This is a genomic window from Megasphaera sp. ASD88 (assembly GCF_002287425.1).
Taxonomy (GTDB): domain Bacteria; phylum Bacillota; class Negativicutes; order Veillonellales; family Megasphaeraceae; genus Megasphaera; species Megasphaera stantonii.
In genome coordinates this window covers 33,877-58,826 of record NZ_NQXW01000003.1, presented here as the reverse complement: position 1 = coordinate 58,826, position 24,950 = coordinate 33,877, and the positions used below count along the sequence as shown (strand labels likewise).

The window sequence follows — 24,950 nt, the reverse complement described above, 5'->3', positions numbered from 1 at the left end:
ATAAGTTACATACTGCAATGCTGCGTATCTTTTATTATAGCATACCTGCCCCAGCAGCATAAGCCGGACGGAACACAAGCGCAAAAAAACTCCTGCCGCATGAGCAGCAGAAATAGGATCTGCGCTATGCGACAGGAGATAGTGTGAAATATCGCTAAGGTTTCATAGGACGTCCCGCTCAGCGGGTCAAGGGCAATACCATATCGTACCACACGGCGCCGCCGTGCGTAGACTGGGATTTCCCATGGCATTCATAGCCGAACTGCTCGTAAAACGGGATAAGCCGTTCCTTGCAGGTCAGGATAATCTGCTTTTTACGGCGCGACTCCGCCTTTTCGATATAGGCCTTCATCAGCGCCGCGGCAAAGCCCTGATGCTGCTCCTGGGGAATCACGTCCAGACCGAACACCATGACGTTCGGCGCGTCGTCGTCGTGCAGCGCCGTCGATTCATACAAATCGTCGGTCAGCTCGTCCTTATTCGTCACGCAGCCGTTGATAAATCCAATAGGCCTTCCATCCTTTTCCGCAATGAGAAAGGAATAGGTAAAGGCTGCCAACCGCTGGCGGAAGCTCTCTTCCGTCGCAGCTTCTGCCGCAGGAAAGCATGCCGCTTCAATGGCCGTCACGGCCTTTAAATCTGTCGGCGCCGCAGGCCGAATTACTATATCCATACAATCCCCTTTCTATCCCCTGTATTTATTCCATCGGTTTGACGTAGATAGACGGTTTGCCGTCGGCAGGGTAGCCCATGGCATCGCCCAGCTCGTCGCCCGTCACCTTCAGGTCCGTATTGCGGCTCACAGTCACGCGGAACAGCTGCCCTTCCTTATAGTTCAGCTCTTTCCCTTTCAAAAATGCCGAAATCCACCACGGAGCAAACCACGTCGAGCTTTTCTTTCCCCGGCCCTTGATATAGCCGTTCAAGGGAACCGTCACGCCGTTCAGCGTTTTAATCGCCGCAATGGACAGCTCCAGCTTGCCGCCTCTGCCGAAGCCGCGGTTTCCCCGGCCCTTCAGCACCTTGCCGACGCAGGTCGTGCCGGCCGGAATGACGACGACGTCGTTGATGACTACGTCTTCCAGGCTCTTCAGCTTAAAGGCCTTGCCTTCCTTGCTGGTCTTCGAGCTGATCGGCTCCTGCAGGGCCAGCATGAGCGGCGTGCCCTTAGGAATATACACGTGGCCCAGTTCGACGCCGTGATGGGTTTTCGGCCGTTTCGGGTCGTTGTACTCATCTAATATAGCCTTCGTCCGTTCTTGAATATTCGGTTTTACTGCGGGCTCTTCGACAGGAAATTCCACTCCTACGACGGGAGTCTTCACATCATGAAATTCCTCGCTGGCCTGAACTGCTCCGCCAGCCAGGCAACAACAGCAGCATACGGCAGCTAATACGCGTTTTACCTGCATGACCGTTTCCCCTTTCGCCAAACGATGCGTATTGCAAAAACAAGAAAAGCCTTCGTCCAACGCTCTGAACAAAGGCTTTTATGCTGGTCGGAACGGCGAGATTTGAACTCGCGACCTCTTCCACCCCAAGGAAGCGCGCTACCAAGCTGCGCCACGTCCCGTTAACAGACATTATTGTACCCGATTCCATAGGACTTGTCAAGTAATTGAATACATAAACATTTCCGCATGTATCAGCAGTCTTCGTTTTTTTTCTTGACGGCTCTTTCAATACTCAGTATAATGAAGGTGAAATAAAAAACGAGGCATTACACCGACAAACGGTTATAGCCCCTACATTAAGCAAGATTTAACCGCCTAAAGTTTGGACGCTATGGGCGGTTATTTCTTTTGTAAAAGTACCACTAAGAGAATCAAAAGTAATAGTGTTACGTTTGTCTCGTTCATGGGCATCACCCCCATTCATTCGAAATGGATAGGGGCGATATAACCGCCTGCCGTTGTGTGTGTAATGCCTACGGCAACATCATATACGAACATATGATGTCATGTCAATATAGTTTACTATCTAACGCAAAGATATACGCTGCAAGAAGCTCAGGTCTTAATCCTCCCATCGGTCGTCGTCCCAATCGTCGTCATCGTCATCTTCCCAACGATCGTCATCCCAGTAGTCATCGTCATCGTCTTCCCAGCGGTCGTCGTCCCAGTAATCATCATCGTCAAAGGACTCCAACGCCGGCATGCCGCTTCCCCAAGTGGGCGATGATCCTATCCCCAAAGGCGACGTCATGGCAAAGGAAAGATTGCCCATCAGAAACCATACGGCGCACATCATCATCACTAACCAACGCTTCATAGTTCTTCACCTCTCTGTCAAAAAATAACAAGCCGCGTTATCTCAACATGGTACAGCCCATGTTGAATATCCCTTTCATCTCCTGTATATTACACATTGTACCATAAGAAAATAGCAAAAAAGAAGAATTATGCAATTTTCAAATGTAAAATTACAGTAAAATAACCTATTTCTTAATACAACAGCCTCGGAGTTCTTCATGAAGCTCCGAGGCTGTTGTATATTATTTACCATTCATCACTATCACCGTCATCGTATTCATCGGCAGAATAGCCATCGTCATGAGCCGCATCCAATTCGTCACGCCGTTCTCCCTGCCCATCGGCATAGCCGATTTTAAAATCTTCTGAGCCGTAATCGGGCCACTCGTCCCACAAGCCCATGCAGGCATCTTCATAGCCCTTCGCATACCCTGCATCGTATTCCTCGTATGTCGCCTGTGACTCCGCACTGCCGCAAATCCAGACGCATAAACATACTACTATCAGTAACAATACCTTCATATGATGCACCTTCTTTATTTAATACGCCCCATCGCCGCAAGGACAAGACGCAATATGGTCGTTCAGCACGCCGGCGGCCTGCAAAAAGGAATACATAATCACCGGCCCGACGAAGGACGCGCCCCGCTTCTTTAAATCCTTGCTGATGCGCTCCGACAATTCCGACTGAGCCGGCATGTCTCCCTGATCGTTCCAAGCGTTGCGAATCTGTTTCCCCTCCGTAAAATGCCAGACATAGGCGTCAAAGGAACCAAACTCCTGCTGAATCTCCTGTACAACGCGGGCGTTCTTCCGCACCGAAGCAATTTTCAGGCGGTTGCGAATCACATCGCCGTGAAGGCGAATCTCTTCCAGCTCGTCGTCGGTCAGCGCCGCGCAGGCCCGTATAGAAAAATTCCGAAAGGCCTTACGATACCCCTCTCGCCGCTTCAAAATCGTCAGCCACGACAACCCGGCCTGCGCCCCTTCGAGGCACAGCAGCTCAAACAACATCGTATCATCATGACAAGGCACGCCCCATTCCGTATCGTGATACTCCCGCAGCAACGGGGCGCCTAAAGCCCATGGGCAAATTGAATTCATGAGAAACTCCTTTTATAAATCTCTTAATTTCACACCATCTTGCGTTTTCCATAGTATATTTCCATTAGAATGACTTCCTCTCACGACAGCAGCGGCTGCTGAAGGTGAGCTGAACTCATAATCGAGTGAAAACGTCCCTTCGCAAATCGTGCCGTCCGCTTCCAATCGCTGCCTTAATTTATAGTATGAATTATCTTGTATAAATGACGGCACGACACCTTTAGATACAGCAGAATCTTTTACAACGGTAAAGCCATTCGTAGTAATGAAACCCTTTGCCATACGTTCGCCGCATTTGCAATATAAATACACCGTCTTTTCATCGCCCTGCGGAACCGGTACGAGAACTTTATACCCTAGTGTTCCCAGCAATACTTTGATATTCTCGATAAACTCGCCCATGCTGGCAATATCAGCTTCTTTTAACCATGTGTCATATGTCGTTTTCGTCAGCACATCGTATTTTCCGCACGACTTGGCAATGGAAACAAGCTGATCCTCCAAATAACGAATCAACGCCTTGTTGAGCATACTGCTGATAAAGCACACGGCAGTATGCCAATAATATTCTTCCTTTCCAGCTTTATACGCTGCCATGTGCTGCTTTAGCCGTTGATATACATTTTCCGCTTCGCCAATATACACGGCATCTTTCCCGCTGACCTCGTCTTGGCAAAACAAGAAATACACGCCGACACCTCGAATATCGTCGCGCTCGCAATCCAATACATCTGTCCGCGGAATCTTAATCGCCTTGCCATTCCAGTTCGACAATTCCGCCGTCACTAGCCCATCCATCGTACCTTGCGCTAAAAATAGTTCTATCTTTTTTCCTATTGTCATGATAATCACCAGCAATTTACCATCTATCAATATGTTACTATAAAGAATTTTGCTTAATTGCATTGAGCCATTCCTTAAAAGTATTTTCAATCTTTTTCTTTGATTCACTTTCCGTTTCAAGATGTTTTACAACATGTACCTCATTTAATAAGTAAAGCAAGCATAAAATGTCTCTTGCCGTTCGTATTCTTTCTTCATCTGAGATATGACTATAAAATAATTCAAATTCATCTAAAGCCTTCACTCTTTCTTCGTTGTGGCTCAAACTATTTAAAACTAAACGATACATCAGATTTTGAAAATAAACATCATACGGTTTATCAAGTAATCGTATCAAGTCCTTATCTGTTGCTAAATCACCTGGCCCCATTCTATAATTAAACGTCGAAAAAGCCTCCATAACTTTTCTCATTACATTACCAATAGTCAATTCATATTCTTTTACATTCCCCTTTGCATATTCATAAATCTCTTTCATCAGACAAGTATATTCATGTCTATCTTTTTTAACGGGCAACAATTCCCCATTCTTTAACTCGCAACAATATCTATCCTTTATAATTTTTTGAAGATTATAAAAAGTCATAAAGTCATGAGTCATAATTAACAATTTTGTATTCTCATTTCCATTTATGAACTTATCCAATTGGTATTTCAAAAATGATAAAATACCAACACGATTTTCCATATCAAAACTTGATATGGGATCATCAATAACCAGCAAATATTCTTGACTATACATACTTGCTTCTTCTTGGTTTTCCATAATGCTAGAAAAGAAATAACATAAAGCAATAATATTTCTTTCTCCTACAGATATTTCTTTTGGCGAAACCGACTTATTTCTTGAATATAGATAATATTTATTGTCTTTATATTGAATAGATAGTCTCGCATTAGAAAAAAATATATAACATAAACTTTTATTAATTAAATCTACTGCTATATAAATATTCTTCTTTTGAGCTTCAAGTTCCTGAATTTGCTCTACAATATGACCTTGTTCTCTCTCATATTGTTTCAAAAGAGCTTCTTCTTTATCATATATCCCTTTTTGTCTTTGATATTTCTCAACCTCATCCTTAATATCGTAATACGTAATATCTGAATTAATCTCATCAAGTATATTCTTTTGAGCAGCTACATTATCAAGTGCTTTATTAAATTCAATCCGTTTATCTTCTAATTTCTTTAATTTTTCTATTAAATTTTCAAATTGCTTTTGTATATCGCGGAGTTCCCATTGAATATGCACATCATATACATTTAAAATTTTTTGGTCAATAACATCATTAATATGGTTAATGGATTCATTAAATTGAGTTAATGCTTCTTGAATCGTTCTCACAAATCCCTCATCCACGGTCATAAAAGGTGATAAATCTAAATCAATTGTTTCCCTTTTATACGCCTTCAAATTTGATTGATATGTTTCTACTTCCTTATTTAATAATTTTTCTATACTTTCAATTAAATTAGTTCTATAACTTTTCTCAACTGGCTGCAAACAGTATGGACATATCTCATTTTCATCTTTTAAAAAATATTGCTGTATATCTTCTATATAATTTCCGCCTTTAGTCTCTAATAAGTTGAATAAAAACTTTTCTCGTTCTGAAAGGATGGGCTTTTCTATTTTCTTGATTAATAATTGAGAAAATTGATTTTCATTAAAATAAAATTCATATGATATAGGTACAGTTCTTAATATCTTTCCTTTCCCTGACTTCATTTCTTCATATTTTTCTAACTGTTTATTAAAATATAAAAATAATTCATCTCTCGTTTTTTTTGGATTTCGTTCAATAAATTGTTTATATGTATCTGAACTTACTGATGATGCTCTTCTATGTCCTTTTATTTTTCGATCCCGTTCTGCCCAGCCATCCCTATCTCGAAGCTTTCTCATAATAGCCTCTAAATAGTATTGCGGTGAATTTACATTTCCTGAGTCTCTATAAACTGTACACTTTTTTTCTTGTTCATCGAGTTTTTTATTAATATCTTTTAATTTATTTCTGCTTTCAAGTAATTTATCCTCAACCTGCTTCTGTTTACCTAATACAACAATCGTTTCAAGACCATCTCCATCTAGCTTAATATTCTGATCTATGTAGTCTTCATTAAACACAAAAATTTTTTGTTTTTCATCTTCGCTTAACATAATTTTTTGATTGTCATTATCCAATAATGCAGCAGTAGTTATCGAGTCTATTTCATCTCCCTTTACCTTATTTAATGCTCGCGAAATAGTACTTTTCCCACTGCCATTTTTCCCATATATTAAACAGTAATTTTTCTTAAAAATAGGCAAAATCGTTTCTTCTACAAAATTAGCACCTTGTAATTTTATACTTTTTATATCTGCCATCATTACTTTCCCTCACATAAAATCAACAAACAACTGCTAGTATATTAAGTGATATTTCCCCGAAAAGCTTTTCCCAAAATACTTTTTTTCAATATTTGAATTATATTTGATATTTTTTGAATCTGTTGAGCAATAATCTCTTCCTTAGCAAACAAATGATCTAGGATATAGACAATTCTTTCTTGCTCTTGACGGCTTGGCATTGGCGTTTTAATTTTTGATAGTTCTTTTTGATTAATTTTAGGAAGCACACTACGTGAACCTGCTGTACTAGCTTGCTGCAGAAAAATGTCAGATAACATATAATACCACAAATATTTAACACATTCCGCGGCTTCTATTGGGTACATATCTGCACTACATAAGCCATCAAAATCAACCATAATAACTTTTGACAAATAAGGACGAATTTTGGAATATAATATTTGTCCCGAATAAAATCTATGTTTATTACTCTTTACTTTATCTTCTCTAACAGAATGATATTCCAATAGTTTTCCTGTTCTTTTTTCGATATTATCTGGAGCTATGTGCGGATAATCCTGATACTCTTTTGGATCCACTAAATTTGATTTAATTGCTGCCACCTCATTAAAGGACACCACTCTCCAAGTTTCAAAGGATATTTTATTTTCCTCTCGCCATTTTACCGTGAGTTCACCTGTAAAGGCTTTATGGAGAATGGCAGATTTTCTTTTTCCAGAATCACAGAGAATAGATTTTAGAATTTCTTGTATCTTATCCAATCTACAAAAATATTTTTCAATGGTTTGAACGATGCGTTTTTGTTCTTCTATTGGGGCAAGAGGAAATTTAATTAAAGCTGCTTTTTTAGCAGATAATTCTAAAAATGTCGTTCCACTTGCATACCTTTTTAATATTTCTGTATTACCTTTTAAGTACCAATATAAGTAATCAGGTAAATAAGAAGGAGATGGCAGAAAGTTTTTAAACCCTTGGTTTGTGGATAAAGCTATTTTCGCAATCGCAACATATCCAATGGGAGCTCTTGAAGAAAGTAATACGGTCCCCTTAGGCATTAATTGAGCAGACGATTTCTCCAATCCTAATTTTGTAATATTTTTTGCTCCATATGAAATATATTTTTCAGAATAATTGGATAAGTCAGACGGGCTAATCCAAGCAATATTTCCATCTTCGTAATATTCTTTTACAGAAGATGAAGGCGTTCCTCCTCCAACAATTTTTGTAATGTCACCCAATCTTACCCACTTCCACCCTTCTGGCAACGGATAGGGCTGTTCTTCTTTTGGCACGAGTGCTTGCTGAAGTTTTTCTTCTGGTGTTAGTTCTTTCTTTTTTGCCATGTATGTATTGTCCTTCCTGTTATTTCACCTTCAAAGCCTGCAATTCGTCTGCTATCTCCTGTAAGAGTTTAGCCGCTTCCTGCAAGTCCTTTGCTGCCTGGGCCGCGCTTTCGGCCGGGTCGGGCAGGTCTTCATAAGAAATGATAGAGTCGTCTTTAATCAGGCCGAGGTCGAGGCTGTTTCCTTTGGCCGCGATTTCTTCTCTTGTAAAAACGCTCCACCGTTCGTCTTGTATATCACGCCGATTTTCAGCCTCATAGGCCGTTTCAAAGGCAGCAAAGTGTTCCTTCTTCAATGGATTTTTCTTACCAAAAGACGGCATATTGGTCCGCAGATCGTAAAACCAAACTTCTTTTGTATTGTCTTTCTCTTCCGTACCACGCGTAAAGAATAAGACGTTCGTCTTAACGCCCTGCGCGTAAAATATGCCTGTCGGCAGGCGCAAAATCGTATGGAGATTGCATTTATTCATAAGGTCAACGCGAATTTTTTCACCGTCGCCGTCGGCAAAGAGGACGTTATCCGGCAGGACGACGGCAGCGCGAGCCTTACCGTCAGCTTTCAGACTGCGGTAAATATGTTGCAAGAAATTGAGCTGTTTATTGCTCGTCGGATAGGTAAAATCGTCGCGCGTCGCCCGTTCGCCGCCTTTTTTTGTCCCGAAAGGCGGGTTCGTCAGGACGAGGTCAAAGTTTTTCAATCCTTTCCCCGCATCAGACAAGGTATCGCCTAACAGGATTTTCCCATGTATGTCATGAAGCATAGCGTTCATCAAAGCCAGCCGGTGCGTATCATGAACGAGCTCGCAACCCGTAAAGGCCTCGTTTTGTTCAAACTCCGCCATATCGGCGTCGAGATCCCAGAAATCATTTGTACGCTCTTTGACATACTGATGGGCGGCAATCATAAATCCAAAGGTGCCGCAGGCCGGGTCATTGCACCGCTCGCCGGGCTGCGGTTTCATAAGCCGCGTCATAACGTCGATAAGGACGCGGGGCGTAAAATACTGGCCTGCGCCGGACTTCTTTTCATTGGCGTTCTTCTCCAACAAGCCTTCGTAAAGATTTCCCAGCCCTTCTTCTTTGGCCGAAAACCAGTCCAATTCATCAATAGATACGATAATCTTTTCCAGATTTTTCGGTTCGTCAATATTCGTCGCCGCGCCAGCATAAATCTCCTGAATCCTTCCTTCCCCATGTTCGCCCAAATAGTCGAGAAGGCTTTTGTAATATTTCTTAAGGTCGAGACCGCTGCGGGAGGTCAAATCGTCCCAACGGTATCCATAAGGAATGTTTTTTTCGCTTCCCGTTTCCTTTGCCATTTTCAAAAACAATATATATGTCAGCTCCGTCACGTACTGGTGATACGTAATACCGTCGTCGCGCAGCACGTTGCAGAGATTCCAAAGCTTTCCAACAATTTCTTGTGTCGTCATCCTAATTTTCCTCCGTCGTCATAGAGATAGGTGTTGAGTTCATCTATGATGTATTCCAATTTATTGTCAAATACGTTTTTGTTTAGCTTGGCAAAACCGCCTTTGCTTTTAAAGCGGCTATCCGTATTAAACGTGTCCGTCGTAATAACTGATTCTTTCATGAGATACGCTTCTATCGTCCTCAACCAGGCAAGCTGCCCAGCAGTAAAATGATGTGCCCGTTTTAGCCGTTCTACGGCCCGGCGGATGCGCGCTTCGTGGCTGAGCAACGTCGACCCCAAGGCGCTGCGGCGGATGAAACTGATAATATCGGCAGCCATCTTTTCATTCGTCATCTCCGATACGGCTGTATTCAGTTGAGTCACAGAAAAGCCATTTGTCATCAAGATATGTTCTAATTGACGCAATTCTTCCCGTTTCAACTCTTTCGGCCGCGTGCAGAGAATATTCAAAGCGGCAATTTCATTTATGTTATGGTTGATATAGTCTGAAAAAGCCTCTAAATAATCTTCTGGCCGCGTGACCTTCTCTTTTTCCTCGCTGGAACCATAGTCTCTCTTATGTTCAATAAGCGTATCCGGCACATCAGACACGATGATATATCGTTTCCTCTCCATCCCTTTGCTGTCCTCCAGCATGTTGAACAGGTCTTTTTGCTCCAAAATGCGATTGCGGCAATCGGCCGGCGTTCTCCCTTTTAAGTCTTCCAGCCAAGTTTTGATAGATTGGCCGCACAATGTGTCGGCATGCTTTCTGTCGTCATCACTCATACGGCGAATGCTTCTCTGCGCCTTTGCTAAAATCTGACCGACGAGTTGTTTTACTTTTCCCTCTTCTTCCAAAGATTCCAAGCCTTCCAATAACTGCGCATACGTTACGGACGGGTCGACGACAATAGGCTTCATCGAAGTTACGTCTTCAAGGCAGTCGTATACGCCGACGGCATCATAAATCTCAAAATGGTCTTTATGAATATCCGGGCAAAGACGCGTTGCTCTTCCCAACATTTGCTCAAACAAAATACGGGATTTTACGCGCCGCAGAAATATGAGCGTCGTAATCTCCGGCACATCAATGCCAGTTGTAAGCAGGTCGACAGTCACGACGATATTCGGATAGCGTTCGTTTTTAAACCGGCGTATAGCGTCTTCTATATATTTTCGGTTGCCGCCGCCAGCTTTCCCCGTAATTTTCAAAATAGCCTGATTGTCTAATATGCCTTCGTATATCTGCCGCAGAATCTGCACGATCAAGTCGGCGTGCTGATCGTTTGCAGCATAAATCAGCGTCTTCCCTTTCTGCGGGTCCGACGGGTCCAACTCTTTGGCAATTTCTTCTAATACTGCACGGTTAAAGGGCTCTGTAATAACCTTACGGTTAAAATCCTCTACATCATAGTCGACTTCATCGGCTAAAGATGCGCCATTCAGGAGTTCGCCCGTATCGGGATCATACATAGCCACAATATCGCCTTTGTTATAGTGAATACCTTCCTGACTCAGCTTTGTTTTCAGCCGATGAGGGGCGTCGTGGTCTATAAGATAGCCGTCTATAACGGCCTGACGATACGTATACGTATATACAGGCAGTCCAAAAATCTGCGTCGTATGCAGAGCCGGCGTCGCCGTCATGGCAATTTTTACTGCGTCAAAGTAGTCGACGACGGCTCTGTATTTACTCTGGTATTCATCTTGACTGCGATACAGCTCTTCATCATCGCTCATTTCTTTATCGAGAATATAGCCGCGGTGAGCTTCGTCGATAATGACTAAATCATAGTCTGTAATAGCCGGCATCACGTCGTCGTCATTATACAAAATCCGCTTTATCATACTCTGTACCGTAGCAATTTGTACTTTTGTTTCTTTATCGGGCTTTTTATCTTTTAACTCCTTGATATTATATAAATTGTCCAACGTCTGCATTTGTTCCAATCTGGCGTTGCGAAATGTTTCCAAGGCTTGCGTCCCCAATGCATTCCGGTCTACAAGGAACAAAATGTGTGAAAATCGTTTAGTCACCAGAAAACGGTACATAAGTCCTAAAATCGTACGCGTCTTTCCAGTTCCCGTAGCCATAGCCAGCAACACATGCTCCTGTCCGCGGATGACTGCCTGTTCAGCAGCCCGCACGGCGTCGATTTGATAATAGCGAAGTCCCAAACCGGCAGGGTCTTTCAATACATTGTATGATAACCGATTTAAACTGCTGTTTGCTTTTTCAGCATCCCGATGCAAGATTTCTTCCATGCCTCTAGGACTCATCCAGCCATGAAGGACCTTGGGCACATTGGACGAATCACGCAGATCTAAAAACCACACGCCCGATTTCGTCTGATATTGCTCCAAATAGGGTCGGCCGTTCGTCGCAAAGGTGAACGGAACTTTATACGCTCCCCACTGACCAGCTTGATATATCGCGTCAGCTTCGCGAATACCCTTAGGATACGCTTTTCCCTGATAGTCCAAAACAGAAGGAATATCTTTGTGCATTGCTTTAGCTTCAATAATAGCTACCATTTTTAAACCGATAAAGACAGCATAATCGGCATGCCCGGTCCGTCCTCCCGGCAGCTGCACAGGCCATTCGGCAATCACCATATTATGTCCCTTTTTCGGCCGCGTGCCTTTCGCATAGCGAAGTTCCTGACTATCCGCTTCCCAACCCACTTTCCGAAGCTGTTCGTCAATCATATACCGCGTTTCTTCTTCTGAAATATAACGATACCCTGCAGCGGTCCGAGCTTGTTTTCTGCGAGCATCAGCACCTACCGGAACAGCTTTTTCTGCAATCACTTCGGCAGACTGCATCAATATTTCATCTAATTCTGTTGGCGACGGTTTTGCAGAACCAGCAACTGCAGCAGCTCCAGCGTCGACAGGAACATAGTCTTTGTGCTGATAATTCCAATCGCCGTACGTTTCCATAAACCATTCGCACAAACTGTAGGCCATGGGCAGCAGAACCCTTGCCTTTTCTACGGACGCATAATTCTCATGAACCGCTTTATTCCGTACCTTACGCAGCACATGCAAAATATCTGCCAAACTGCGATCCAACATCTCTTCGCGCAGCAAAACGTCAATTCGCATAGCCGCCGTATTTTCCTGCGGGAAGGGAATATTATCATAGGCATACATCAAATTGACAATAGTCTCCCCAATCATGCCCAATTTCATTAAGCAGGAATTGGCGTCGCTATAACAATACTGCTCTGCCTGACGGCCAAAGGTTGCTAATACCGAAAATCGTTCTTCTAAAAAATCAAAGTTAGAATACATAGTTTCACCTTCTAACTGCAATGTTAATACGAAATTATTTTATATATATTATATCAGAATTTCTCTGCAACAAAAACTACATCTGTTCCCCTATGTTTGATAGAAACAAGTGTTTCTTTTACAACAAAAAAGCGAAACAAACCCAAGTATATCTCGAAATTCGTTCCGCTGTCATGCATGTATGTACTTATAAGTCCTACAATTTCCCAGCCAATCTCTCTACAATCGGCATATCAGCCGGAGCCCACTCCAACATGGGCAAATCTTCCGGTGCCAACCACTTGGCATCGACGTGTTCCTTGCGAATAAAATCGGGCTTGTCTAAATGACACATAAAGGCATGCATAGTAATAGAAAAATCGTGATACATGTGGTTTACGGTCATGTACAAGTCTTCTTCCTTTACTGCAACATGAACGTCCATCTCTTCCCGCAGTTCCCGTTCAATGGCAGTGTGTTTTGCTTCTCCCGGTTCTATTTTTCCGCCAGGAAATTCATATTTAAAGCTTACATAATCATATTTCCCTTTTCCCCGTTCCATACAAAGTATTTTTCCCTTATATTCCAAAATCGCTGCTACGACTTCTAAGTGTTTCATGATTCAGATTCCCCCATTTTCTGCATATTTATTATATTATACAATGAAACTTGCTGTATGTCTTCTGTACTGCGTTTATACTACGTCTAATACCAGGGCATATTTTTCTGTACAACATCTTGTTCATTTTCTATAATAAAATCAGAAAATACGTTTATGCAACACTAGAAGCTCGTAAAGGATGGAAAGTATCATGAAAGAAAAATACTATTATATCGGCGAGGTATCGTCTCTTCTCGATATTTCTACGCAGACCTTGCGGTATTACGACAAAATCGGTCTGGTCCGGCCGGCGAAAGTCAACGAGCAGAACGGCTATCGCCAGTATACGTACGACCAAATTCACTACATCGAGCGCATCAAGTACCTGCAAAAACTAGGCCTGCCCCTGACGGAAATCCGCATGGCATTAGACGGCGGCGGCACGGAACATCTGACGAAGCTACTAACGCAACACAAAGAAGATCTGCAAAGAAAAATCGAAGCGCTGCAGGACACGGTCGATACGATAGATTGGTACGTATCGTATTACAACTACCTGAAGGAAAACGCCTTTCCCGATATCCCCTTCAAGAAGACCTTTGAAACTCGCTATGTTCTCGCCGCGCCGATTTATCCGGGAGAGCCCATATACGGCGCGGCTGGTTACAGGCTGACAGAGGCGCAGAGCAAGGATCCCTTCAAGCAGCTTCCCATGCTTCGCCAAAACGGCTACATCCTGGACTTCCATCGGCTGCTGCAGAACGAAATATCCGCCTTGTACTACTTCATGTACATCAAAGAAAAGCCGGCCTTTTCCCATCCCTATATCCGGGAAATACCGGGCGGGGACTATTTCTGCTTCCGCGTAAAGCTGTTGTCGGAAACTTGCGAAAACGCCTGGTTCAAGACGTATTTCGAAGGCAGCCCGTCTTCCCACCTGGTCATCGCCGACGAATACGAAGACAACTTTTATGAATTTCAGCATTGTACCTACGAGGTGCAGGTGCGCATCGCGCCATAAACAACTAGCCCCGCCTATCCGACAGCATAGTCAGATAAGCGGGGCTGTTTTAATATAAGTACTAGGACTCAGGCTGCGCCGGCGGAATGCGTTCGATCGTAAAGCCGATGAAGCCGATAATAATGGAGATAATAGGCGTCAAATAGCACGAGAAGGCAAAGGGCGCATAGGACAAGGTCGCGACGCCCAAAGTCGCCGCCATGAAGGCGCCGCAGTTGCTCCACGGCACGAGGGGGCTGACGGTGCAGCCGGAATTGACGACGCAGCGGGACAGATTTTTCGGAGCCAGGCCCTTTTCGGCATAGCGGTCCTTATACATGCTGCCCGTCACGATGACCGACAGGTACTGGCTTCCCATGAGCATTTCGGCGATGACACCGGTCAGCACAGTCGCGCAAATGAGTCCGCCTACGCCCTTGGCGATGGTCAGAACCTTATCCAGCAGCAGGGGCAGCATCCCCGACTTCTGGATGATGCCGCCGAAGCCCATGGCTACGAGGACCAAGGCGATGATAGAGCCCATGCTGACCATGCCACCGCGGCTCAGCAGGCTGTCGATGACTTCCGAGCCGGAATGGGATTCGTAGCCGGAAAAGGCCACGCTGATGACGTCGGACAGGCTGGCGCCTTGTATGCCCATAGCCAGCAGGGCCGCAATAAAAGCGCTGATGAACAGGCCGGGAATAGCCGGCATTTTCTTGATCACCGACACGATGACGACGAGAGGCGGAATGAGCATGATGGGATTGATGACGAAGATACGGGACAATCCGTTCAAAATTGCTTCGATGCCTTCGTTGTCAATGCTTGCGCCGCCGTATTGAAAGCCCAGGACGGCATAGAGGACCAAGGTGATGATAAAGCTGGGCACGAGGGGATAGACGACGTGCTTGATGTGCTCGAAGAGCTGGGCTCCGCTGATAGCCGCGCCGAGGTTGGTCGTATCGGACAGGGGCGACATCTTATCGCCGAAATAGGCTCCGGCGACAACGGTACCGGCGACCATTTCCAAGGGGATATTCATGGCCTGGCCGATGCCGACCAGGGCAATGCCGACGGTGCCGGCGGTGCTCCACGAGCTCCCCGTGGCAAAGGCTACGATAGACGTGAGGACGTAGGACATAGCCAGAAATACCGTAGGCGAAATGATGAGCAGTCCGTAGTAAATCATCGTCGGCACGACGCCCGATATGATCCAGGTGCCGATCAAGATGCCGACGATGAGCAGGATGACCAAAGCCTGCAGGCCGTCGGACATAGTTTCGAGCATAAATTTTTCAATATCGTCCCATTTATACCCGGCCTTTAAGGCTACGAGACAGGCAATGGCCGTCGAAAAGACCAAGGGGATATGGGGGCCTGCGCCCAGAAAATTCAGCGCGATGACTAAGCTGATAATCAGCGTGATGATGGGAATGAGGGCCAAGCCGACGGTCATATTTCGATACGTTGACATAGTAATTCCTCCTCGCCGCCTTATTCTTCAAAGACGCTCAGCGCCTGCGTAAAGTCGGCAATCAAGTCCTGGGCGTCTTCCAGGCCGACGGACACCCGCATCAAGCCGTCTGTAATGCCCATTTTCAAGCGTATGTCTCTGGGAACGGACGCATGGGACGACAAGATGGGGTAGGACAGGGTCGTCGCGTAGCCGCCCAGGGTCATGGCGTATTTGGCAATGTGCAGGCGGCGCATGAAGGCGTTGATTTTTTCCCGGTCTTCGGGCATTTCAAAGCTGAGCATGGCGCCGTACCCCTTAGCAAATAACCGCTTGGCAATATCATGCTGGGGATGGGCCGGCAGGCTGGGATGATTGACCTTCAGCACGTGAGGATGCTCGCTGAGTGCTTTCGCCAGGGCTTCGGCGTTTTTCAGCTGCCGTTCCATGCGCAGGTCGAGGGTTCGCAGGCTCCGTTCGCATAAATAGGACGAAAACGGGTCGAGAGTGCATCCCAGCAGAGCCTGCAGCTTGCAGGCCTTGTCGATGACCTCCTTCGACGCCGTAGCCGAGCCGCCGACGATGTCGCTGTGGCCATTCATGAATTTGGTCAGGCTGTTGATCGTCACGTCTGCGCCAAACTCAATCGGCTTGATGACCGTCGACGTCGTGAACGTATTGTCTACGACGAGCTTAGCGCCGCAGTCATGGGCGATGCGGGCGACGGCCTCTACGTCTACGACGGCCATGGTCGGATTGGAAATAACTTCCGTATAGACGATCTTCGTGTTTGCCTGCACGGCTTTCCGTACAGCTTCTATATCGGTAAAGTCAACGCACGTCGATTCGATGCCGTACCGCTTGATGACGTCCAGAATTTCCAGCGTTTCACCGTACAAATTGCTGTTAGCCAGGATGTGGTCGCCGGCGTCGGCCAAGGACAGGAGCGTCGTCGTAATCGCCCCCATACCAGAGCTGCAGATCATGGACGCTTCGCCCCCTTCCAGATAGCTGACCAGTTCGGCCAAGGCATTGCGGTTCGGATTCCTGATGCGGTTATATGTGTAGCCTTTGACAGCGTAGTATTCGTTTAATTCGTCCAAATCGGCTCCGCCGCGGAAAGCCGTCGTCAAGTAAATGGGCAGAACTTCCGGCGTGCTCAGCGTCCCTTTTACTTCCGCTCCCTGCATGATAATTTCCGTGCCTCTGTTCATGTTTCGTTCCATGTCAATTCCTCCTGACAACTAGATAGTATACACCTGTAATGACTGCACTCTTTGCTATGACCGTATCATACCATTGAAGTAGAGCATAATGTCAATATATTTCGGCAAAAAAATACAGGAAAATGTGATGCTATCTATGCCAGAAGGACAACAGAGTCGGACAAAGGGACGGAAATTGTTTCTATTCCGTGCACACGGCAAAAGGAAAGGCTCCAAGGTTATACTAGGCAATAAACTTTGCAGTGAGGCATATAAAAAACACCTGACAAACAGCTCGTCAGGTGTTTACTAGCATATGTAATTATCCCTGCGCCGCAGTGCTGCGCTTTTGCATGTCGCGGCGTTTTTTGAAGAACGGCAGGGCTACTTCCGGGAAGATGGCGTAGCCTAAGACGTCTTCCGGCGCGGCGTCGGGAAAGCCTTCGTCGGCCAGGGCCTGCTTAGCCTTTTCCAGCTCCGGCTCCAAATCGTCGGCCGGACGGTGGCTGATGACCGGTTCGTCGCCGATGCACATCTTGCGGAATTCTTCCGTGATTTCACCGGGAACGCGGCCGTACTTGCCGCGGACGATGTCCCGCACTTCGTTGGTCACGATCTTATAGCGGCCGTACAGGACGTTGAGCGCAGCGGCCGAGCCGGTAATCTGGCTCGTCGGCGTCACGAGGGGCGGATACCCCAAATCGCGGCGCACGTTCGGCATTTCCGCCAGCACTTCGTCAAAGCGGTCTTCTGCGCCCTGCCCTTTCAGCTGGTTGTACAGGTTCGTCAGCATGCCGCCGGGAATCTGGTACTTGCGGACAGCCGGATTGATCTGGCTGGGCATAGTCAGGTTGAATTCGTCAACCAGCTCCTTGCGGACTTGTTTGAAGTGCTCCGTCAAGGGCCAGAGCCGTTCGACGTCGATGCCCGTATCGTAAATCGTGTTTTTCAGGGACATGACGACCGATTCTGTCGGCGGCTGGCTCGTCACTTCGCCAAAGGGCGACAAGGCCGTGTCGATAATATCTACGCCGGCTTCGATAGCCTTCATATAGGTCATTTCACCGAAGCCGCAGGTGCAGTGCGTGTGCAGCTCGATCGGTATGGACAAGTGCTTTTTCAGCATGCGCACGAGATTGTACGCGTCATAGGGGGACAACAGCCCCGACATGTCCTTGATGCACAGGGAGTCGACGCCCATGCGCTGCAGCTCCAGAGCGCCTTTTGTAAAGGATTCCATGGTGTGAATCGGGCTGATCGTATAGACGATAGCGCCCTGAACGTGGACAGACTTCGTGTCCTTCGCAGCCCGGATGGCTGATTCCATGTTGCGGGAATCGTTGAGGGCGTCGAAGACGCGGATAATGTCGATGCCATTTTCTACAGCTCTGTTAACAAATTCATACACGACGTCGTCGGCGTAATGGCGGTATCCTAAGATATTCTGGCCGCGGAGCAGCATTTGCAGGGGCGTCTTTTTGACGTATTTCTTAATCGTCCGTAGCCGTTCCCACGGGTCTTCGTCCAAAAAGCGCATGCACGTATCGAAGGTCGCGCCGCCCCAGCATTCCAAGGCGCCGTACCCTACTTCGTCCATCGCTTCCAATACAGGCTGCATCTGGCTCAGGCGCATGCGCGTCGCCGCGATGGACTGATGACCGTCCCGCAGTACCGTTTCCGTTATTTTTACTCTAGCCATATCACTATCCTCCGTTTAGTAATCTCTATGTAGTATCGGCTTGTTTCAAGCCTGTGCGTATGCAACTTAGCATATAATTATAATTGCAATTACTTTTTATTATACCATATTTTACCAAGAAAATCAGAAAAATTTCTTCGGCGGCAATCTAAAAAAGTCATTCTCCTGCCAGGATACGGCTGTATTTATTCTCATAATGTGGTACACTTATACTATACAATCATGGCGTCGACAGGGGTGTTATTCCAACTGCCATTATCCATACTCACAGCGAAAGGGGTTTTATTATGACAACATGCGCACGTATCATTACCGCCTATTTCAGCCCGACGAACACGACGAAAACCGTCTGCGAGACCATTGCCCAAGAGCTGAGCCGCACGCTGGGCATTCCCCACGAAAGCCGCAGCTTTACCCTGCCGGGCGAACGAACGGAACCGCTTGTATTTCCTGAAGGCTCATTGATCATCCTCGGCATGCCGGTCTACGCCGGCCGCGTGCCCAACTTCATGCTGAAATACCTGGCGCAGACAGAAGGAAATGGCTCCATGGGCATTCCCATCGTCGTATACGGCAACCGCAACTACGACGACGCCCTCATCGAGCTCCGCGATATCATGGAAAAGGCCCATATCCACACCGTCGCCGGCGGCGCGTTCATCGGCGAGCATTCCTTCTCCCGCACCCTCGGCCAGGGCCGTCCCGACAGCCAGGACCTCAACAAGGCCCGCAGCTTCGCCCAGGTCGTAGCCAGCACGATTTCCAACGACAGATACCGCACGCCCGTGCCGGTCAAGGGTAACGTCCCCTATCGGCCGTACATGGTGCCGCAGAAGGCCGACGGCTCTCATAAGACCATTACCAAGGTCTTCCCGAAGGTCAGCGACGCCTGCACCAACTGCGGCGTCTGCGTCAGTGTCTGTCCTCTCGGCTCCATCGCGCCGGACTGCCATACGTACACGACGTTCTGTGTCAAATGCTGCGCCTGCGTCAAGGCCTGTCCCGTCGGCGCACGCTACTACGACGACGAAACGTATTTGTTCCATAAGAAACAGTTGGAAGAAACGTACGCCCGCCGTGCTGAGCCAGAAACGTTCATCTAACACTACCTCTTCAGCGGCGTAAAAATACCGATATGCAAGGCTTGCCTGACTATTGCATATCGGCATTTTTTATTCTCCAGGCCCTTCAGATTACACTGCCCTCTTTGACCCTGCCGGTATCCGCTTCGATGTATATCTTCCTCCCTCCGTCGGAAACGGCTACGACGCCTGGCGGTAAGGCGTCCGATTCCTTCCATTGTATGGCAAAGGAATAGCGGTTCCTCCCCTTTTTGACGGTAGTATTTTTATATCCCCGCACGCGGGACGTGTCGCGGCGATTATATGCTACGACGACCTGGCCCGTATCTCCCAGACAGTCCAGGACGGCAAACAGCTGACGGCAATACCGCCGCGTATCGACCATTTCGCCCATAGCCGGCGCATACGCACCTGCCAGTACCTGGGCCGGGTCGTCCAAATCTTCCGTCGCCTGCAGGCCCGTGCGGATGCACTGGATGCCCGCTTCGACAAAGGCCTGCTTCATGTAAGCGGCCCGCAGAACCCCTTCGTGAACGGACAAGGGCGTATAGTCCCCCTGCCGATACATGTCGGCCAGCTCCGTATCGGCAAGGACGACGACAGGATAGATGCGGGCTATATCGGGCTGTAAGCGGCAAATCGCCGCCGTCGTGTCCCGCAGGCTGTCCCAATCCTCGCCGGGCAGGCCCGGCATGAGCTGATGGCCGACAGTAAAGCAGTGCTCCCGCAGCAGCGCTGTCGCCGTTACGACGTCCTGTGCCGTATGTCCCCGCTTGGCCTTAGCCAATACGGCATCGTCCATAGACTGAACGCCTAATTCGACAGTGGACAGGCCGTACCGCTTCAACCGAGACAATATTTCCTCGTCAATACAGTCAGGCCGCGTCGAGCAGCGAATCGCCTGTATGCGCCCCTCCTGCAGGGCTTCACGAGCATGAGTCAGCAGTTCCTCCTGCAAGGCCACTGGAATGGCCGTAAAGCTGCCGCCGTAAAAAGCGACCTCCCAATATCGTTCTTCAGCTGCGCTCGTCACGTATTCTTTAATCGTCCGAGCCACGGCATTGCCGTCGGGTACGCCTCGCCGCCCCGTAATGCGCCACTGGTTGCAGAACACGCAGCGGTAGGGACAGCCGATATGCGGAATAAAGATAGGAATAATCGATGTTTTCACCATAATACCTCAAACAAAAAAAAGGATGGGCTGAGCCGCATCCTTTCTATATTGCATGTAATCGTTTCAGAGCTTCGTGAGCGGCATGCTGTTCCGCATCCTTTTTGGTCTTGCCGGAGCCTTCGCCGAGAACCTTGCCGGCTACGATGACCTCCATGTAAAAGGTCTTATCGTGGTCGGGGCCTTCTTCCCGGCGCAGAACGTACGTGATTTTCTGCTCACCGTCGCGCTGGACGAATTCCTGGAACAGCGTCTTGTAATCTTTTCCGTAATCGCCGCTGGCAACGAGGGATAAATAATCTTTTAACTGATGCAGAATAAATTTGCGCGCTTCTTCATAAGACGAATCAATGTAAATCGCGCCGACGACGGCTTCAAACGCGTCTGCCAGTATGCTGGCCCGCTTGCGGCCGCCCGACGCCAATTCTCCTTTTCCCAGAAGAATGTAGTCCCCCATGTCGAAGGTAGCGCATACGGCAGCCAGCGGCGCTTCGCTGACGACGCTGGCCCGCGCTTTCGATAATTCGCCTTCCGGCATGTGGGGATATTGCAGGAAAAGATATTCGCCGACTACCAAGTCGAGAATCGCATCTCCCAAAAATTCCAGCCGTTCATTGTAATAACCGTGTTTTGCCTTATTTTCATTGGCATAGGATGAGTGTGTCAGAGCCTGGTCCAAAATCAACAGATTATGAAAAGAGGAAAGTCCTAAAACGTCAATGAATTTTTCTAACTGCTTTTTTCTACCTGTATCCATTCACATGATCTTCTCTAATCTATTTTGTATTTCGCATATCGACGCTTAGTCTACATATTTTCTGAACAACAGCGTCGCGTTGTGGCCGCCGAACCCGAAGGAGTTGGAAATCGCCACGTTGACATCGGCGTCTACGGCTTCATTCGGCACGTAATTCAAGCCGAATTCTTTCAGTTCGTCGTCGATTTCCGCCAAGTTGATCGTCGGATGTACCTTGCCCGTTTCAATCGTCAAGGCGCAGACGATGGCTTCTACGGCGCCGGCTGCGCCGAGGAGATGGCCCGTCATGGACTTCGTCGAGCTCATGAGGAGATCTTTGGCATGATCGCCGAATACGCGGGAAACGGCCTTCGTTTCGTTCAAGTCGTTCAAGTGCGTCGACGTGCCGTGAGCGTTGACGTAATCGACGTCGTTCGGCAGGAGGCCGGCATCTTTAATCGCCAACTCTATGCATTTGGACTGCTGGATGCCTTCCGGGCCGGGAGCCGTGATATGGTATGCGTCGGCGTTGCTGCCATAGCCGCTGATTTCGCAGTAAATGTGAGCGCCGCGCTTCTTAGCATGTTCTAATTCTTCCAATACGACAATGCCTGCGCCTTCGCCCATGACGAAGCCGTCGCGGTCTTTGTCAAAAGGACGGGACGCATGAGCCGGGTCGTCGTTGCGCGTGCTCAGAGCCTTCATAGCGGCAAAGCCCGCTACGGCGCCGGGAGATACTGCAGCCTCCGTACCGCCGGCTACGGCTGCGTTGAGTTCGCCGCGCTGAATCATGCGGAAGGCGTCGCCGATGGAGTTAGCGCCTGTCGCACAGGCCGTTACGACGCTGGCGCAATGGCCTTTAAGGCCGAAGGTAATGGAAACCTGGCCGGACGCCATGTTGGCGATCATCTTCGGTACGACGAAGGGGTTGACGCGGGACGGTCCCTTGGCAAACAAGCCCTTGTACAGGTTGTGGAGAGTTTCCATGCCGCCGATGCCCGTGCCGACGATCGTGCCGATGCGGTCGCGGTCTTCTTCGTCCAAATTCATCTTAGAATCTTCGAGCGCCAATTTAGCGGCCGCTACGGCGTACTGCGTAGACGGATCCATGTGGCGAGCTTCCTTCTTATCGATGCCGAAAGCAGCAGGGTCAAAATCTTTGACTTCGCCGGCAATGCGCGCGCCGTATTCCGTCGCGTCAAAATGAGTGATAGGACCGATTCCATTTTTGCCGCTGAGCAGCGCGTTCCAAAATTCATCCTTACCCATGCCTACGGGGGAAATGACGCCGACGCCTGTAATCACTACACGTTTTTCCAATATTTTCACCTCATCATCAAAAATCAAACCGTGAATCAATCGGGAATTTCATCCATTTCACGTTTAAGATATGCAAATATGTCTTTTACCGGCAGAATGTCATGGATTTCCTGCATTCTCCTGCCGGAGAACACCAAGCCCGTTTCGACGTCGCCTTGCTGCGCTCTCGTGAGGGCGCGGATAATGCAGTACTTATGGCTGCATTTTTTCAGGCACTGATCGCAGTGATCCGGCGCCGGCGCCGTACCGAGAAGAATTCGTTCGGAAAAGGGCGTCCGGATTGCCTGCCCCGGAAGGCCGACTGGACTATGCACCAATATAAAATCTTCAGGGCTGTTGGCCCGCAGATATACCTTTTTCAATTCGTCAGCGCCGTTGGATTCCACGCTGGCGGCAAACCGGCTTCCCATCTGAACGCCGTCGGCGCCTAAGCGCAGCATTTCGGCAATGTCTTCTCCGTGAAGAACGCCGCCTGCGCCGATGACGGGAATATCGACGGCTTTCCGCACTTCCGGCACGATGAGCCGGCTCGAGCGGTTGGTTCCCAGATGCCCGCCTGCTTCTGCCCCCTCTACGACGACGGCAGCAGCACCCAGGGTTTGGGATATTTTAGCTAGTTTAGCAGAAGATACGATGGGCACAATAGGCGTACCGCTGTCTTTTCCCCAGGCGAACATGTCCCGGGAAAAGCCTGCTCCTGCTACAACCAGGTCTATTCCTTCTTCAATTGCAGTGGTCACGATGCCTTTGAATTCGCGGGCCGCGACCATTACGTTTATGCCTATGATTCCAGTTGGAGCCAGTTTTCTGGCTAAGCGTATTTCATACCTTAATTCATCAAAGGGCATGCCAGAAGCCGCAATAAGGCCAATACCGCCTTCGTTGGCTACTGCTGCGGCCAATCGGGCTGTGGACAATCGAATTGCCATGCCGCCCTGGACGATTGGCACCTTTGCTACGAGCTTACCTATTCTTAATTCTGGCAGCTTCACTCTGTTTTCCTCCAATCAAGACACCATCAGGGGAAGCGCCACGGCTTCCCCATCCGGCCCTATTGCGTACTTACGCTTTCTTTTCCTTTTCGATGTAATCAACTGTATCTTTGACAGTTTTGATTTTTTCCGCAACATCATCAGGGATTTCGATGTTGAATTCTTCTTCGAAAGCCATGATCAATTCAACGATATCCAAGGAATCAGCGCCCAAATCATCGATGTAAGCAGCGTCCATTTTGACTTCTTTTTCGTCAACGCCGAGCTGTTCAACAACGATGCTCTTTACTTTTTCAAAAGTAGCTTCTTCGCTCATTTCCAATTCACCCCCTTTCAGTGGAATATATGTCTTACATTACCATGCCGCCGTCTACGTTCAAGACTTGGCCGGTAATATAGCTTGCGTTGTCAGAGGCGAGGAACACGACGGCCTTCGCCACTTCTTCCGGCTGGGCGACGCGGCCCAGGGGAATCGATTTGAGCATGTCTTCTTTTACGGCGGCGCTCAATACCGCCGTCATATCCGTATCGATGCAGCCCGGAGCTACGGCGTTGACGCGGATGCCCCGCGAAGCCAGTTCCTTGGCTACGGATTTTGTAAAACCGATCATGCCGGCTTTTGCTGCCGCGTAGTTCGCCTGGCCGGCGTTGCCCGTCTGTCCGACGACGGACGTAATATTGATGATTGCGCCGCTGCGCTGCTTCATCATCAGCTTCGTTACGGCCTTCGTGCAATGGAACACGCCCGTCAGGTTCGTATCCAGCACGGCCTGCCAGTCGCCTTCCTTCATGCGCATGAGGAGGCCGTCGCGGGTAATGCCGGCGTTGTTGACCAAGATGTCGACGGAGCCGAACTGTTCCTTTACGGCGTTTATCATATCGGAAACGGCCGCGTCGTCGGCGACGTCGCACTGCATTGCGACGGCTTCGCCGCCTTGTTCTTTGATGAGGGACAGCGTTTCTTCAGCTGCCGCCGCATTGCCGGCGTATATAACGGCTACCTTTGCGCCTTCGGCGGCGAGGGCGACGGCAATAGCCCGGCCGATACCGCGGGAACCGCCCGTAACGACGGCAGTTTTATCTGTTAAGAGCATT

Annotated in this window: 22 protein-coding genes and 1 tRNA gene; 2 read left to right on the top strand and 21 right to left on the bottom strand. The window is 48.0% G+C overall.

The genetic code is table 11. From position 1 onward, the window contains the following. Positions 1-178: 178 nt before the first annotated feature. From CJ260_RS03280 to CJ260_RS03225, 12 genes are all read right to left on the bottom strand, one after another. Entirely contained in the window at positions 179-673 is a 495-nt protein-coding gene (locus tag CJ260_RS03280) for a GNAT family N-acetyltransferase (protein ID WP_095629160.1), read from the bottom strand. 25 nt (positions 674-698) lie between these two features. Further along, entirely contained in the window at positions 699-1,433 is a 735-nt protein-coding gene (locus tag CJ260_RS03275; RefSeq protein WP_233127881.1) for a hypothetical protein, read from the bottom strand. A gap of 63 nt (positions 1,434-1,496) precedes the next feature. Next, positions 1,497-1,573, bottom strand: a tRNA-Pro gene (locus CJ260_RS03270). Between the two features lie 443 nt (positions 1,574-2,016). Next, positions 2,017-2,193, bottom strand: a complete 177-nt coding sequence (locus CJ260_RS12805) for a hypothetical protein (RefSeq protein ID WP_233127880.1) — start codon at positions 2,191-2,193, stop codon at positions 2,017-2,019. A gap of 305 nt (positions 2,194-2,498) precedes the next feature. Continuing rightward, entirely contained in the window at positions 2,499-2,774 is a 276-nt protein-coding gene (locus CJ260_RS03260) for a hypothetical protein (protein ID WP_095629158.1), read from the bottom strand. Between the two features lie 18 nt (positions 2,775-2,792). Continuing rightward, positions 2,793-3,356: a DNA-3-methyladenine glycosylase I gene (locus tag CJ260_RS03255; RefSeq protein WP_095629157.1), complete on the bottom strand. Its 564-nt coding sequence runs from the start codon at positions 3,354-3,356 to the stop codon at positions 2,793-2,795. A gap of 12 nt (positions 3,357-3,368) precedes the next feature. Next, positions 3,369-4,262: a GIY-YIG nuclease family protein gene (locus CJ260_RS03250; RefSeq protein ID WP_198947381.1), complete on the bottom strand. Its 894-nt coding sequence runs from the start codon at positions 4,260-4,262 to the stop codon at positions 3,369-3,371. Then, positions 4,237-6,573 (bottom strand): AAA family ATPase, encoded by a 2,337-nt coding sequence (locus tag CJ260_RS03245; RefSeq protein ID WP_095629156.1) that lies wholly within the window; start codon positions 6,571-6,573, stop codon positions 4,237-4,239. The genes CJ260_RS03250 and CJ260_RS03245 overlap by 26 nt, the downstream gene beginning before the upstream one ends. Positions 6,574-6,614: 41 nt before the next feature. After that, the gene (locus tag CJ260_RS12800) at positions 6,615-7,898 is read right to left on the bottom strand and encodes a restriction endonuclease subunit S (RefSeq protein ID WP_158221365.1); all 1,284 of its coding nucleotides are present in this window, start codon (positions 7,896-7,898) and stop codon (positions 6,615-6,617) included. Positions 7,899-7,917: 19 nt separating this feature from the next. Beyond that, complete coding sequence (locus CJ260_RS03235) at positions 7,918-9,333, bottom strand: N-6 DNA methylase (protein ID WP_095629155.1); 1,416 nt, start codon at positions 9,331-9,333, stop codon at positions 7,918-7,920. After that, a complete protein-coding gene (hsdR, locus tag CJ260_RS03230; protein WP_095629154.1) occupies positions 9,330-12,614 on the bottom strand; it encodes a type I restriction-modification system endonuclease in 3,285 nt (1,094 codons plus the stop codon). The genes CJ260_RS03235 and hsdR overlap by 4 nt, the downstream gene beginning before the upstream one ends. 196 nt (positions 12,615-12,810) lie before the next feature. Beyond that, a complete protein-coding gene (locus CJ260_RS03225) occupies positions 12,811-13,212 on the bottom strand; it encodes a (deoxy)nucleoside triphosphate pyrophosphohydrolase (RefSeq protein WP_095629153.1) in 402 nt (133 codons plus the stop codon). A 193-nt stretch (positions 13,213-13,405) separates the two neighbouring features. On the opposite strand from CJ260_RS03225, the gene CJ260_RS03220 reads away from it, so the two are divergent. After that, positions 13,406-14,215 carry a helix-turn-helix domain-containing protein gene (locus CJ260_RS03220; protein WP_158221364.1) on the top strand — a complete coding sequence of 270 codons (810 nt, stop codon included), beginning with the start codon at positions 13,406-13,408 and terminating at the stop codon, positions 14,213-14,215. A 61-nt stretch (positions 14,216-14,276) separates the two neighbouring features. On the opposite strand, the gene nhaC is transcribed toward CJ260_RS03220, so the two are convergent. The 3 genes from nhaC to CJ260_RS03205 form a co-directional block, all read right to left on the bottom strand. After that, positions 14,277-15,671, bottom strand: coding sequence for a Na+/H+ antiporter NhaC (gene nhaC, locus CJ260_RS03215; protein WP_095629151.1), 1,395 nt, complete (start codon positions 15,669-15,671; stop codon positions 14,277-14,279). Positions 15,672-15,691: 20 nt separating this feature from the next. Beyond that, a complete protein-coding gene (locus CJ260_RS03210; RefSeq protein WP_095629150.1) occupies positions 15,692-16,876 on the bottom strand; it encodes a PLP-dependent aspartate aminotransferase family protein in 1,185 nt (394 codons plus the stop codon). 301 nt (positions 16,877-17,177) lie between these two features. After that, a complete protein-coding gene (locus tag CJ260_RS03205) occupies positions 17,178-18,554 on the bottom strand; it encodes a pyruvate carboxylase subunit B (RefSeq protein ID WP_095629149.1) in 1,377 nt (458 codons plus the stop codon). A gap of 287 nt (positions 18,555-18,841) precedes the next feature. On the opposite strand from CJ260_RS03205, the gene CJ260_RS03200 reads away from it, so the two are divergent. Beyond that, on the top strand, positions 18,842-19,657 hold the full coding sequence (locus CJ260_RS03200) for an EFR1 family ferrodoxin (protein ID WP_095629148.1): 816 nt from the start codon (positions 18,842-18,844) through the stop codon (positions 19,655-19,657). Between the two features lie 85 nt (positions 19,658-19,742). Here the strand turns inward: CJ260_RS03200 and CJ260_RS03195 are convergent, their stop codons facing one another. From CJ260_RS03195 to fabG, 6 genes are all read right to left on the bottom strand, one after another. Then, complete coding sequence (locus tag CJ260_RS03195) at positions 19,743-20,807, bottom strand: elongator complex protein 3 (RefSeq protein WP_095629246.1); 1,065 nt, start codon at positions 20,805-20,807, stop codon at positions 19,743-19,745. A 46-nt stretch (positions 20,808-20,853) separates the two neighbouring features. Beyond that, complete coding sequence (gene rnc, locus CJ260_RS03190; protein WP_087477720.1) at positions 20,854-21,564, bottom strand: ribonuclease III; 711 nt, start codon at positions 21,562-21,564, stop codon at positions 20,854-20,856. 45 nt (positions 21,565-21,609) lie between these two features. After that, the gene (fabF, locus tag CJ260_RS03185) at positions 21,610-22,863 is read right to left on the bottom strand and encodes a beta-ketoacyl-ACP synthase II (RefSeq protein WP_095629147.1); all 1,254 of its coding nucleotides are present in this window, start codon (positions 22,861-22,863) and stop codon (positions 21,610-21,612) included. 35 nt (positions 22,864-22,898) lie between these two features. Next, complete coding sequence (locus tag CJ260_RS03180; RefSeq protein WP_198643463.1) at positions 22,899-23,855, bottom strand: nitronate monooxygenase family protein; 957 nt, start codon at positions 23,853-23,855, stop codon at positions 22,899-22,901. A gap of 70 nt (positions 23,856-23,925) precedes the next feature. Further along, positions 23,926-24,171, bottom strand: coding sequence for an acyl carrier protein (locus CJ260_RS03175; protein WP_059076793.1), 246 nt, complete (start codon positions 24,169-24,171; stop codon positions 23,926-23,928). Positions 24,172-24,205: 34 nt separating this feature from the next. Next, a complete protein-coding gene (fabG, locus tag CJ260_RS03170; RefSeq protein ID WP_095629146.1) occupies positions 24,206-24,949 on the bottom strand; it encodes a 3-oxoacyl-[acyl-carrier-protein] reductase in 744 nt (247 codons plus the stop codon). Position 24,950: the final 1 nt, after the last annotated feature.

Coding starts and splice junctions, on each gene's coding strand:
- CJ260_RS03220 (WP_158221364.1), top strand. CDS start 13,406: ATGAAAGAAAAATACTATTATATCGGCGAGGTATCGTCTCTTCTCGAT.
- CJ260_RS03210 (WP_095629150.1), bottom strand. CDS start 16,876: ATGGAACGAAACATGAACAGAGGCACGGAAATTATCATGCAGGGAGCG.
- hsdR (WP_095629154.1), bottom strand. CDS start 12,614: ATGTATTCTAACTTTGATTTTTTAGAAGAACGATTTTCGGTATTAGCA.
- CJ260_RS03205 (WP_095629149.1), bottom strand. CDS start 18,554: ATGGCTAGAGTAAAAATAACGGAAACGGTACTGCGGGACGGTCATCAG.
- CJ260_RS03280 (WP_095629160.1), bottom strand. CDS start 673: ATGGATATAGTAATTCGGCCTGCGGCGCCGACAGATTTAAAGGCCGTG.
- nhaC (WP_095629151.1), bottom strand. CDS start 15,671: ATGTCAACGTATCGAAATATGACCGTCGGCTTGGCCCTCATTCCCATC.
- CJ260_RS03250 (WP_198947381.1), bottom strand. CDS start 4,262: ATGCAATTAAGCAAAATTCTTTATAGTAACATATTGATAGATGGTAAA.
- CJ260_RS03175 (WP_059076793.1), bottom strand. CDS start 24,171: ATGAGCGAAGAAGCTACTTTTGAAAAAGTAAAGAGCATCGTTGTTGAA.
- CJ260_RS03255 (WP_095629157.1), bottom strand. CDS start 3,356: ATGAATTCAATTTGCCCATGGGCTTTAGGCGCCCCGTTGCTGCGGGAG.
- CJ260_RS03245 (WP_095629156.1), bottom strand. CDS start 6,573: ATGATGGCAGATATAAAAAGTATAAAATTACAAGGTGCTAATTTTGTA.
- rnc (WP_087477720.1), bottom strand. CDS start 21,564: ATGGATACAGGTAGAAAAAAGCAGTTAGAAAAATTCATTGACGTTTTA.
- CJ260_RS03260 (WP_095629158.1), bottom strand. CDS start 2,774: ATGAAGGTATTGTTACTGATAGTAGTATGTTTATGCGTCTGGATTTGC.
- fabG (WP_095629146.1), bottom strand. CDS start 24,949: ATGCTCTTAACAGATAAAACTGCCGTCGTTACGGGCGGTTCCCGCGGT.
- CJ260_RS03235 (WP_095629155.1), bottom strand. CDS start 9,333: ATGACGACACAAGAAATTGTTGGAAAGCTTTGGAATCTCTGCAACGTG.
- CJ260_RS03225 (WP_095629153.1), bottom strand. CDS start 13,212: ATGAAACACTTAGAAGTCGTAGCAGCGATTTTGGAATATAAGGGAAAA.
- CJ260_RS12800 (WP_158221365.1), bottom strand. CDS start 7,898: ATGGCAAAAAAGAAAGAACTAACACCAGAAGAAAAACTTCAGCAAGCA.
- CJ260_RS03200 (WP_095629148.1), top strand. CDS start 18,842: ATGACAACATGCGCACGTATCATTACCGCCTATTTCAGCCCGACGAAC.